This is a genomic window from Tenacibaculum amylolyticum, from assembly GCF_964511145.1.
GTDB lineage: Bacteria > Bacteroidota > Bacteroidia > Flavobacteriales > Flavobacteriaceae > Polaribacter > Polaribacter amylolyticum.
The window spans coordinates 147,155-160,709 of sequence record NZ_CAZEFZ010000003.1; the positions used below are offsets into that span (position 1 = coordinate 147,155).

The window sequence follows — 13,555 nt, forward strand, 5'->3', positions numbered from 1 at the left end:
GAAGAATGAAAAAAACAATAGCATATTTTATAAAATATCCTGTCGCAGTAAATATTATTATAATAGCCTTTGTTATTCTAGGATTTCTAGGCTATTCAAATTTAAAATCCTCTTTTTTCCCTTTAACAAAAGCAAAGTTTATTACCATAAACGTAGCTTATCCTGGTGCTTCTCCACAAGAAATGGAAGAAGGAGTAGTATTAAAAATTGAAGATAATTTAAAAGGACTTGTTGGAATAGATAGGGTAACTTCAACATCATCAGAAAACACGGCAACCATTACAGTAGAAACACTAAAAGACTATGATATCAATGTTGTTTTAGCAGACGTTAAAAATGCAGTAGATAAAGTGCCTAACTTTCCTACGGGAATGGAACCTGCAGTAGTTGCCAAAGTTGAGAATATTGCAGAAACGATTAGTTTCGTAGTAACAGGAGATAAAATTTCTTTAAAATCGTTAAAAAGTATTGCAAGAGATATAGAAAACGATATTAGAAGAATAGACGGAATATCTCAAATCACCATTTCAGGGTATCCAGCAGAAGAAATTGAAATTGCTGTAAGAGAGAATGATTTGTTAGCATATAACTTAACATTTAATCAAGTAGCAAATGCAGTTGCAACAGCAAATATCTTAACTACAGGAGGTTCTGTAAAAACAGATGCAGAAGAATATTTAATTCGTGCGAATAATAGATCTTACTACGGAGACGAGTTAGATAATTTAGTAGTAAGAGCAGATGCTTCTGGAAATATTATCAGATTAAAAGACGTAGCTACAGTTAGCGATATTTGGAATGAAACACCAAATAGAAATTATTACAACGATAATTTAGCGGTGCGAATGCAAGTAAGTAACACCAATAGTGAAGACTTATTATCTTCTGCCAAGAAGATAAATGAATACATCGAAAAATTTAACAAGGAGCACAAAAACGTAAAAATTGAAATTACAAGAGATGCATCCATCACACTAAATCAACGTACAGAATTATTATTCAAAAACGCATGGCAAGGAATGTTGCTAGTAATGTTGTTTTTATCATTATTCTTACGACCAAGATTAGCATTTTGGGTAGCCGCAGGATTACCTGTTGCTTTTTTCGGAATGTTTATGCTAGCAGGATATTTCAACATTACTATCAATGTATTGTCGCTTTTTGGAATGATCATCGTAATTGGTATTCTGGTAGATGATGGAATTGTAATTTCAGAAAATATTTATCATCACTACGAAAAAGGAAAGAACCCAATTCGTGCAGCTATAGATGGAACTATGGAAGTTGTTCCGCCTATTATCTCGGCAATTACAACTACAGTATTGGCATTCTCTGTATTTTTCTTTTTAGACGGTAATATTGGAGAATTTTTTGGAGAAGTAGCAACAGTTGTAGCGTTAACGTTAATTCTATCTTTAGTAGAAGCATTAATTATTTTACCAGCGCACGTAGCACACTCTAAAGCATTAGATAGAAATCAAAAACTATATAAGTTTAATAAGTATGCAGAAGATGTAATGGACTTTATGCGTGATAGATTGTATGCTCCAGCTTTAAAATTTGTATTGGAGAATAAGTTTTTCGGACTGGTAATCCCTATTGCTTTTTTATTCATAACTATTGGAGCATTTCAAGGAGGAATTATAAAAGGAACTTTTTTCCCTTCTATTGCCAGTGATAGAGTATCTGTGAATTTAACAATGCCACAAGGAACTAATGAGAAAATTACCGATAGCATTATTTCTGTAGTAGAAACGAAAGCATGGGAAGTAGAGAAGGAGTTCACAAAGAAATACGGAAATGAAGGCGAACCTGTAGTAGAAAATATATTGAAACAAATAGGTCCAGGTTCTGCAAAAGCATCGTTACGAATAAACTTATTACCAGGAGAAAATAGAAACTTTAGTTCTAGAGAAATTACCAATGCTATTCGAGAAAGAGTAGGAAAAGTATATGGAGTTGAATCATTAACCTTTGGTTCTGGAGGGAATTTTGGAGGAAGTCCAGTATCAGTATCATTATTAAGTAACAATATTGAAGAGTTAAAAGCTGCTAAAACAGAATTAAAAGCAGAATTAACAAAAAATCAAGAATTAAAAGATGTTACCGATAATGATCCGCAAGGAATCAAAGAAATAAAACTAAAATTAAAAGACAACGCGTATTTACTTGGTTTGAATTTAAATGAAGTAATGTCGCAAATAAGAAGCGGATTCTTTGGAAGACAAGCACAACGTTTTCAAAGAGGTCAAGATGAAATTAAAGTTTGGGTTCGATACGACAAAAAAGAACGTTCGTCAATTAAAAACTTAGACGATATGCGTATAACAACACCTTCTGGAAGTAGAGTACCACTTTCTGAAATAGCAACCTATGAAATAGAACGTGGAGAAATTTCTATCAATCACTTAGAAGGGCAAAGAGAAATAAAAGTTGAAGCAGATATGAAAGATGCACAAGCAAGTGCAACAGATGCTTTAACAGATATTCAAACGCGAATTATGCCAGCAATTGCGGCAAAATACCCATCGGTAACTGCATTGTACGAAGGACAAAACAGAGAAGCGTCTAAAGTTTCAAATTCAGCAAAAATCGTAGGGCCAGTGATTTTACTACTAATTTATATTGTAATCGTATTTACATTCAGGTCATACGGACAACCATTTATGTTATTAATTATGGTTCCGTTTAGTTTAATTGGTGTTGCTTGGGGACACTGGATTCACGGATTTGCAGTAAACATTCTTTCTATGTTAGGAATCATTGCGCTTATAGGAATTATGGTAAATGACGGATTGGTATTGATAAGTAAATTCAACAGTTATTTAAAAGAAGGAATGGAATATGAAGAAGCATTGTTTGCAGCAGGAAAATCGAGATTTAGAGCAATTTTCTTAACTACAATTACTACGGTAGCAGGATTGGCTCCTTTAATTTTTGAAACGAGCAGACAGGCACAGTTCTTAATTCCAATGGCTATTTCTATTGCATACGGAATTATGATAGCTACTTTCTTAACACTGTTAACGTTACCAGTATTGTTATCTATTTCTAATTATTCTAAAGTATACACAAAATGGCTTTGGGAAGGTAAAAAACCATCTAGAGAAGAAGTAGAAAGAGCCATTAAAGAAATGGAATCTGAAAATGAAGAACTGACTGAATAAAACGAAGAACAATGAAAAAAATAAACATATTTATAGGAATGTTGCTCATAGGTACTTCTTTTTATGGACAAGAAACTTTGAGTAAAGAAAAAGCTGTAGCACTAACATTAGAGAATAATTACGATATCCGTGTTACAAAGAATAACTTAGAAACAGCAAAGAATAATAAGAGTATTTATAATAGCGGATATTTACCAACAGTAACAGGTAAAGCAGGTGCTAATTATAGTAATAACGATACAGATTTAGAATTTCAAGGAGGAAATGTAAATACAGTAACTGGAGCGGAATCTAAATCGTATAATGCTTCTATTGGTGTAAACTATACTATTTTTAATGGATTTAATAGACAAAACACATTTAAGCGCTTAAAAGAAAATTATAATCTAACTGAATTACAAGCGAGACAGGTAATGGAAAACACAATTACTACATTGTTTATTGCTTATTACGAAGTAGGAAGATTATCAGAAAATAAGGAGACTCAAAAACAAGCATTAGAAATTTCTAAGAAACGTTTAGAGCGTGCTAAATACGGATTCGATTATGGACAGAATACAAGATTAGAGGTTTTAAATGCGGAAGTAGATGTGAATAATGATAGTATTACTTATATCGACATTAAAAGACAATTAGCAAACGCAAAAAGAGATTTAAACGTAGTGTTAGGAAGAAGTGTAAGTACACCAGTAGCAGTAGATACAAGTGTATTGTATGCTTCAAATCTTAACTTAGAAGAAATTTTACAACAAGCAAAAGCAAATAATGCAGGTTTGTTACAAGCAAAAAAGAATATAGACTTGCGAAAATTAGATGTAAAAATTAATAGAGCTGGTTGGATGCCTAATGTTAGTTTAACAAGTTCCTATGCATGGAATAAAAGTAATAGCGATCCAACAAACCAATTTAGTCCAATAAGTAATACACAAACAGGATTAAGTGCAGGAGTAAACTTTTCTTGGGATTTATTTGATGGAGGGCGTACAAAAACCAATGTGGCAAATGCAAAAATAGCATTAGAAACACAAGAGATTCAAAAAGAGCAACAAGAAGAACAATTAGAACGAAATGTTAGTAATGCTTGGGAAACATATCAAAACAGTCTGTTTTCATTACAAGTTCAAGAAAAAAATGTAGAAACAAACAAGTTGAATTTCGAAAGAACTAACGAACGTTATAAACTTGGACAAATTACTTCTATAGATTTTAGACAAGCACAAGTCAATTTAATAAATGCAGAACTCAGTGTTAGTAATGCAAAGTACGTAGCCAAAAATGCAGAATTGCAATTGCTGCAATTAGCTGGTACGCTGCTAGATAATAAAAACTTTTAATGAAGTTTTAAAAGCCAGAAATTTTAATTTCTGGCTTTTTTTATTCCTATAAATTAGTATTTGCAATACGTATGCAGGAACTAATTTTATATCTTTGTGTTAATGAAGCTTTTTACTATCATATTCGCATTATACATCTTTGCGCTAAATTTAGTGCCTTGTGAAGATTATGGTAGTTTAGATAATGAAGTAAACACCGAAATATCCAAATCGGGAGAACATGATCATAATCATCAAGACTCAGATATGTGCTCTCCGTTTTGCCAATGTCAATGCTGCCATGTATATGTAATTCATGTTTCAATAGCAGATTATAAGGTTTCGGATGTTGCTTTTATAGAAAAAAGCTATTTCTATGAAGAAGGCTTTGAAAAAGAATTTAATACTTCGCTTTTAGAACCACCAAAAGTATAATTCAGTTTTTACAGGGATAATTACATCCACATTTTAAAACATTTTACCAAGGTAATTTTCAATAAGAAAATCTATTTCTCATTGTTTACCAGTTAAATGTTATACCTAATTAAATAACTGAAAAATACGATTTCATGATTAATAAAATCATTGATTTTTCAATCAATAATAAGTTTATAATTGGTTTGTTTACGCTTACCATTATTGCAGCAGGTATTTGGAGCATGACAAAAGTTCCAATAGATGCTGTCCCCGACATTACTGATAACCAAGTGCAAATAATAACACAGTCACCAAATTTAGGAACTGAAGATGTAGAGCAAATTATTACGTATCCAATAGAGGTAGCAATGAGTAATTTGCCAAACGTACAGAAAATACGTTCCATTTCACGTTTTGGTTTATCAGTTGTAACTATTGTTTTTAATGATGATATGGGAACATATCTTCCTAGACAATTAGTATCAGAAAAGCTGAATGAAATTAAAGAAGAAATCCCAGAAGGTTTCGGAACTTCCTCTATTGGGCCTATTTCAACAGGATTAGGAGAAATTTTTCAATATACTTTGAAAGTAAAACCTGCATTTAAAAACAAATATTCCATAACAGACCTACGAAGTATTCAAGATTGGATCATTCAACGTCAAATGGCGATGGTAAAAGGTGTTGTTGAGGTAAATGCTATAGGAGGAAAAATAAAGCAATATGAAGTTGCTATAGATCCAAATGAGTTACGAGCAATTGGATTAACAATTTCCGATGTATTTGAAGCATTAGCATCCAATAATCAGAATACAGGAGGAGCTTATATTGAAAAGAATCATCAAGCAAATTTCATCAGAGGAGAAGGACTGGTGAAAAACTTAGAAGACATAAAGAAAATAGTAATAAAGAATTCGAATAACATTCCAATTACTATTGGAGATATTGCAAAAGTGCAATACGGTGCTGCTATTCGGTATGGAGCATTAACACAAGATGGAGAAGGAGAAGTAGTTGGAGGTTTGGTAATGATGTTGAAAGGAGCTAATTCTAATGATGTTATTAACAATGTAAAAGAAAGAATGGCTCAAATTCAAGAATCGTTACCAGAAGGTGTGGTAATAGAACCGTTACTAGATCGAAGTAAGTTAATATCAAAAACAACTGCTACGGTAGCTATAAACCTTACAGAAGGAGCCTTAATTGTGATTTTTGTATTGATATTTCTGCTAGGAAATTGGCGAGGAGGACTTATTGTAGCTTCTACAATTCCATTGTCGTTATTATTCGCTTTTATATTAATGAATGCCTTTGATGTCTGGGCAAACTTAATGAGTTTAGGTGCAATTGATTTTGGAATTATCGTAGATGGTGCAGTTATTATTGTAGAAACGACTGTTTTTCTAATAACAGCGCAATTTCTCAAAGAGAAAAAAGAATTAAATCTAAAAAAGAGAGACGAAATAACGGCCAAAGCATCGAAAAAAATGATGAGCGCCGCTTTCTTTGGACAATTAATAATCTTGATTGTATTTCTACCAATTCTAGCACTTCAAGGAATAGAAGGGAAGATGTTTAAACCAATGGCGTTGACTTTTATTTTTGCGATGTTAGGAGCTATGATTCTTTGTCTAACGTATGTGCCTGTACTATCATCATTATTAATTAAAGGAGTAAAAAAAGAAAAAAAGAATTATGGAGATCGTTTTGTTAGCTGGGTTGAAAATAAGTATAAAAAACTATTAGAAAAAGCCTTACAAAGAGGAAAGATAATTGTTGGAGTAGGTATTGGCTTATTTGTGTTTTCTGTATTTGTTTTTAGTCGAATGGGAGGAGAGTTTATTCCACAATTAGACGAAGGAGATATAGCGTTTCATGCAATACTAAAACCAGGGAGTTCTCTTACAGAAACTATTGAAACTACCACAAAAGTAGAACGAATTATAAAAGCAAAATTCCCAGAAGTAGAGAAAATAGTAAGTCGTATTGGAGTTGCAGAAATTCCAACCGATCCAATGCCAATGGATATTGCAGATGTTTTTGTAATTCTAAAACCCAAACAAGAATGGAAAACAGTTGCTTCTAAAAATGAATTGATAGAAAAGATGAAAGAAGCAGTAGAAATTATTCCTGGTGTAAACTATGAATTTACACAACCTATAGAAATGCGATTTAACGAATTGTTAGAAGGTGTTAGAGAAGATATTGCTGTTAAAATTTATGGAGAGGATATTGAGATTCTTGCAGAAAAAGCAAATGAAGTAACCAAAATTATTGCCGGAACAGAAGGGATTGGAGATATGAAAGCTGAAGCAATTACAGGCTTGCCGCAAATTACTATAGATTATAATAGAAATAAGTTAGCGCAATATGGTTTACATATTAATGAGCTTAACAAAACCATTCAATGTGCTTTTGCTGGAGGACATGCAGGAGTCATTTTTGAAGGTGAAAAAAGGTTTGATCTCGTAGTTCGTTTGCATAAAGAAAGCAGAAAAGATATTTCAGACGTGCAAAATTTGTTTATCAATTTACCTTCAGGAACACAAATTCCATTAAGAGAAGTTGCGCAAGTGTCCTATAAATCTGGACCAATGCAAATAAGTAGAGATAATACGAATAGAAGAACCTATGTAGGAATTAATGTAAGAGGAAGAGATGTAAAATCTCTAGTAACGGAAATAAAATCAAAACTAGATGAGCAGTTAGAACTTCCATCTGGATACTTTATTCGTTATGGAGGTGCTTTTGAAAACTTAGAAAGAGCAAGTAATCGATTACAAACTGTGGTTCCTATTGCATTACTATTAATTTTTGTCTTAATCTATTTTGCATTAAAATCATTGCCACAAACACTTATGATTTACATTGCTATTCCTATGGCGACTATTGGTGGAGTAGTGGCACTTTGGTTTAGAGATATGCCGTTTAGTATTTCGGCTGGAGTTGGTTTCATTGTATTGTTTGGTGTAGCTGTTTTAAACGGATTAGTAATGATTAGTGGATTAAATGAATTAAAAGAAGAAGGAATTACGAGTTTAAAAGAAAGAATCATAGAAGGAACAAAAAGAAGAATACGTCCAATTATGCTAACAGCATTTACAGACGTTCTTGGTTTTTTACCAATGGCAATTTCAAGTTCAGCAGGAGCAGAAGTACAACGCCCATTAGCAACAGTAGTTATAGGTGGTTTATTAACTTCTACACTATTAACTTTATTTGTATTACCAATTTTATATAATTGTATAGAAACAAAGGAGTTTAAAATAAGAAAGTCAGTCAAAAATGTACCTGTAACAGTTATACTGTTATTATTATTTATAATACCTAGTACGATTACAAGTCAGGAAAAAGAGCCAATTCTACCAGAAGTTACGTTAGAAAAAGCTATCGAATTAGCGAAGCAAAACTATCCTCTTTTAAAGCAGGAAAAGCTTGAAATTAATAAACAAAAAGAATTAAAAGCTACAACTGTAGATTTAGGAACTACGCAGCTTTTTACAGGAGGAGAGGAGATTAATAATGGTAACGGTGTATATACAACTTTTGGTATTGGTCAGCGAGGTGTTTCATTGTTAGATATTGGAGCTAAAAAACGATTGCAAAAAGCCAGAGAGGAATTGATTCAGGAAGAATATGAACTTTCAGAAGTAACATTAAAATTACAAGTAAAAAAGGCTTGGGTAAAATGTTTTCAAGCAAAGCAAAACTATTTGTTGTACAAAGAATTAGATAGTATTTATGCTAAGTTTAAACAGGCCATAGTTTTGAATTATGAAGTAGAAGAAATTTCTAAATTAGAATATACAGCTGCAATACATCAAGTAATTAAAACTCATAATACATTAAAAGAAGCATTAAGTGATTATACTATAGCGTTGCAAGAATTTAATTTATTGTTATTTACAGATGAATTATTTACAGTTTCTGATAAAATTCAAATTCCATCGGGAATTATTGAAAATAAATTAGTTATTGAAGGAACTCCTTTGTTTAAAGTTTCTCAACATAAAAAAAATGTTGCTGAAGCTAATTATAAAGCACTGAAAGTAGGTATGCTTCCAAAGCTAAATTTACAAGGAAGTATGCAAAACGTAAATGGAAACGCTGGTTTTTATAGTTATCAAATAGGTGTTTCTATTCCATTCTTATCTGGGAATCAAAGAGCAAAAATAAAAACAGCTAAAATTGATAAGGAAATTGCTCAAACTGATGTAGCATTTCATAAGAAAGAAATTAAAACAAGATTCAAGCAAGCCATAGAGAATTATAAGAAATGGAAAAGGTCTTGGGAGTTTTATCAAAATGAAGTGTTACCACTAACAAAAGAGCAAAAATCAGGAGCCTTATTAGCCTTTAAAGAAGGTCAAATAGATTATTTAGGATTTACACAACTCATTAAACAAACTCTGGAATTAGAGTTAGAAGCACAACGTGCACAAATGAAGTATTTAGAAAGCATCTTCGAATTAGAATATTTTAATTAATAGAAAAGAAAATGAAAAGAATAATATATAAAATTATCATAAGCTGTATCCTAATACAATTAGTTTCTTGTGTAGGAAAGCACGATCATAGTCATGATAATGAATCTGACCAGGAAACGAATCATCAAAATGAAACTCACAATTCACATAAAGAAGAGGTTAAACTATCAGAAGCGCAATTCAATACGCTTAAAATGAAAATAGATACGTTGGCTTCTCGTAATATTAGCGATTATGTGGCAGCAAATGGAACTTTAGAGGTTCCACCACAAAATGAAGCAGCAATAACATCAGTAATAGGAGCAACGGTTACAACAATTAAAGTTACTGAGGGAGATAAGGTGAAAAAAGGACAAGTAGTTGCATATTTATCGCATCCAGACATTGTAAAGTTACAAGCAGACTATTTGAATGCTTACAGTAATCGTAATTATTTGAAAAACGATTTTGAAAGACAGAAGAGATTATATGAAGGTGGAGTAGGTTCTGGTGCCAATTATCAAAAAGCCAAAGCAAAATATGAAGCTTCTAAGGCAAATGTGAATGGCTTAGCTGCACAATTGAGAATTTTAAATATTAATTTGAAACCTGTTCAAAATGGAAAAATTTCACAAAGTGTTCCTTTAGTAAGTCCTATTGAAGGAGCAGTACAAAAAGTAAAAGTTAAAACAGGGCAGTATGTAGCACCACAAACAGAATTATTAGAAGTTGTAAATACGCATCATGTGCATGCCGATGTTATGGTATTTGAAAAAGATGTGTATAAAATTAAGAAAGGACAAAAAGTAAGTTTTAAAGTACAATCTATTCCAGACGCAGAGTTAATGGCAGAAATCTATGCTGTTGGTAAAACATTTGAAGAAAATCCTAAAGCAGTACACGTACATGCTGAAATTGAAAATAAAAAAGGGAATTTAATTCCAGGAATGTACATTCAAGGAAAAATACAAGTGGGAAACAGTTTTCAAAAAGCATTACCCTTAAAAGCTGTAATGAAAGAAGGAGATAATTACTATGCTTTTACAGCCAAAAAAATACAAGAAAGTTGGCTTTTTACACCTGTAAAAGTAGTGTTAGGAGAAAAAGATGGTGATTGGGTTGCAGTAGAGTTTCTGGAAGAATTAACTTCTAACACAAAATTTGCTTTTAACAATGCCTATTATCTAATTGCTGAAATGAAGAAAAGTGAAACAGAACATGTACATTAATTTATGGAGGAAATAGAAGAATTTTTAAAAATGAAAAAGATTAGGGTAACTCCAATGCGTTTGTTGACGTATAAGTTTTTGTCTGAAAAAGAAAGAGCAGTAGCTTTAAGTGATATTGAAAATACATTTGAAACAGCAGATAGAACAACATTATATAGAACTATAAAGACTTTTGAAAATAAAAAAATAGTCCACCAAATAGATGATGGAACTGGAATTATAAAATATGCATTATGTAAACAAGGTTGTAATTGTGAAGTAGCAACAGATTTACATTTGCACTTTCATTGTAAAAACTGTAGTGAAACAATTTGTTTGTCAGATTATAAAATTCCACAGATTAATATACCTGATGGGTTTATTTCTGAAAATGTGAATCTAGTTGTAAAAGGTATTTGTAATAAATGTAGTAAGCTGTAAGAATGAAATAAATAAAAAAAACCGAAGTCATAGACTTCGGTTTTTAGCATATAGTTATCCTTCAATTAAAAGAAACCTCCGCCTCCTTGTTTTTCGTTACTATCTCTTCTTCTTCTAGATTTAGCTTTGTTTTTACCACCACCAAATCTGTAGTTAAATCCAATATAAGCTGTTCTACTTTCCCATTTAAAACGACCGTTTTGTGTAAAAGGTCTATCAGAGTTAAATTGGAATTGCATTGTATTAAAGATATCATTTACTCTAAAAGTAAGGTTTCCTTTTCCTTTAAATACAGAGTAGTTAGCTCCAAGATTTACCATTTTCATAGGGTCTACTTTCCATTGAATATCTTCTACTGCTCCTCTATACATTGCAAATAATTGTAAACGTAATCTTTTGCTAACTGTAAAGCTGTTACTAATACGAGCGTTAAATACATTGTTTTGTACTTCTAATCTTGGTGCATTAGGATTTGACAAATCTGCAGTACCAAATTGTGTTTGAGAATAGTAATCCATACTAGCATTTGCTCTCCACCATTTAGCAACTCTATAGTTTGCAGACAGCTCAAGTCCATAAGCATCTGTATCATCAAAGTTTTGGAATGTAAGAATCTGACGAATGTTAGATGGATCTGCAGGATCTCTAAAAGTAACTCTAGAAATAACATCGTTAATATTTCTATAGAATCCTCCTAAAGTAATAGATCCTCCTTTAATTCTTCTTGTATAGTTTAATTCAACAGAGTTGGTGAATTGAGGTAATAAGTTTTCGTTACCTACAGAAGTAATTAATGGTGTACTCCATTCTCTAATTGGATTTACTTGTTGAATATTAGGTCTGTCAACACGTTTACTATAACTTAATTGAAATTGATTCTTTTCAGACGGATTATAAGTAAAGAATGCAGATGGATAAATAGTGAAAATATCATCAGTAACGGTATCAGTTCCTACTGTTTCAACATTAAATCTACCTTCAATATTATATTGTTCTAATCTAGCACCTAATTGCATAGTAACTTTTCCAAACTTATGACCATAGTTAGCATATCCAGAAACAATTCTTCTATCGTATGTAAATGCTGAGTTGTTAAAGTTAGCTTGATTTGTAATGTTTATATTATCTGTATTATCTTCTCGATACTCTAATCCTAACTCTAATTTTCCTGCTTTAGAAACTGGATTTGTATAATCTAAGTTAACTAAGATATTTTGACGTTCGTTACTAATATTGTTGAAATAATTCAACTCTCCATCAGTTGGATTAATTAAGTCGTTATTTAATAAAACTTGCGGCGCATCATTTCTTGAATACGTAGATTCAAATTCGATATTATGTCCCTTCTTTTTAAAATCGTGTTTATAATTCACATTATAAGTCTGATTATGACTGTCAGATATTTGTGAATTAGGAGCATTACTTGTTAAAGTATTAGTTGCATCAGACACTAACACACGACCATTGGCATTATTATCAGACCAGTTTTGTGTAGTATAGAAAGAGAATGTGTTTTTATCATCGATATAAACATCAGCTCCAATTTTAAATAAATGCGATTCGTTATCGTTTGTGAAAACAAAATCTTGAAAGTTAATACCAGTTCTATTAATAAAACCAAAGTTAAAACGATCTCCACCATTGAAACCATAGTTTCCAAAGAAGTTTACTTTCCCTGTTTTATAGTTCATATTAGTAGAAGCGTTGTAGCGTACATAATGTCCAGCTTCAACTCCAGTATTTAAGGAACCATTGAATCCCATATTAGCATTCTTGTTTAAGATGATATTAATAATACCACTCATTCCTTCTGGATTGTATTTTGCAGATGGATTTGTAATTAACTCAATGCTTTTTATAGAGCTAGAAGGTAATTGTTTCAATAATTGAGAAGCAGGAATGTTAGTAGGTCTTCCATCAACCAAAACACGTACATTTTCATTACCACGTAAACTAATATTTCCTGTTTGACTATCAACACTTACAGATTGTACATTGTTTAATAATTCAGAAGCAGTAGCTCCAGCAGAAGTAAGGTCTTTTCCTACGTTAATTACTTTTCTATCTACTTTTTGAACAACAGTAGAGGTTTCTGCACGTACTTCAACTTCTTCTAAAGTAGTAGAGTCCTCTTCTATAGCTATCGTTCCTAGTTTAATATTTCTATTTTTATTAGTAACTGTAATCTCTTTTTTTACAGTCTTGTATCCAATAAATTGTATTTCTACTAAACTTTTCCCCTCAGGAATATTAGGAACATTAAAAGCTCCTTTTTCATCTGTAATACCACCAGTTAATACTTTATTAGCTGCGTCGCGTACAATAATATTTACATATGGTAATGGTTCTTTCGATACTTTATCTACTACCTTTCCTGATATTTTTCCAGGTTTAGGTAGGTATTCTTTTTTCATTTGTGCAAATGAATTTGTACTTAAAGCAAGTACAAGTAACAGTAATAATTTTCTCATCTCTCTTGTGTTATTTGTGTAGTTCTTCAACGCATAAGAGACTATAGGGGGAATGGTTTTGTTACTTCGTTT

The 13,555-nt window shown here is 31.8% G+C and carries 7 protein-coding genes; 6 read left to right on the forward strand and 1 reads right to left on the reverse strand.

Annotation, left to right across the window (positions count from 1 at the left end; genetic code table 11):
* Positions 1-5: 5 nt before the first annotated feature.
* From ACKTTC_RS01355 to ACKTTC_RS01380, 6 genes are all read left to right on the forward strand, one after another.
* Positions 6-3,167 carry an efflux RND transporter permease subunit gene (locus ACKTTC_RS01355; RefSeq protein WP_408037561.1) on the forward strand — a complete coding sequence of 1,054 codons (3,162 nt, stop codon included), beginning with the start codon at positions 6-8 and terminating at the stop codon, positions 3,165-3,167.
* Positions 3,168-3,178: 11 nt separating this feature from the next.
* Positions 3,179-4,501, forward strand: a complete 1,323-nt coding sequence (locus tag ACKTTC_RS01360) for a TolC family protein (protein ID WP_408037563.1) — start codon at positions 3,179-3,181, stop codon at positions 4,499-4,501.
* A 102-nt stretch (positions 4,502-4,603) separates the two neighbouring features.
* Complete coding sequence (locus ACKTTC_RS01365; RefSeq protein WP_408037565.1) at positions 4,604-4,915, forward strand: DUF6660 family protein; 312 nt, start codon at positions 4,604-4,606, stop codon at positions 4,913-4,915.
* Between the two features lie 134 nt (positions 4,916-5,049).
* A complete protein-coding gene (locus ACKTTC_RS01370; RefSeq protein ID WP_408037567.1) occupies positions 5,050-9,384 on the forward strand; it encodes a CusA/CzcA family heavy metal efflux RND transporter in 4,335 nt (1,444 codons plus the stop codon).
* An 11-nt stretch (positions 9,385-9,395) separates the two neighbouring features.
* Positions 9,396-10,592, forward strand: a complete 1,197-nt coding sequence (locus ACKTTC_RS01375; protein ID WP_408037570.1) for an efflux RND transporter periplasmic adaptor subunit — start codon at positions 9,396-9,398, stop codon at positions 10,590-10,592.
* A gap of 3 nt (positions 10,593-10,595) precedes the next feature.
* Positions 10,596-11,012, forward strand: coding sequence for a Fur family transcriptional regulator (locus ACKTTC_RS01380; RefSeq protein ID WP_408037572.1), 417 nt, complete (start codon positions 10,596-10,598; stop codon positions 11,010-11,012).
* Between the two features lie 65 nt (positions 11,013-11,077).
* On the opposite strand, the gene ACKTTC_RS01385 is transcribed toward ACKTTC_RS01380, so the two are convergent.
* Positions 11,078-13,483 (reverse strand): TonB-dependent receptor domain-containing protein, encoded by a 2,406-nt coding sequence (locus ACKTTC_RS01385; protein WP_408037574.1) that lies wholly within the window; start codon positions 13,481-13,483, stop codon positions 11,078-11,080.
* Positions 13,484-13,555 lie beyond the last annotated feature (72 nt).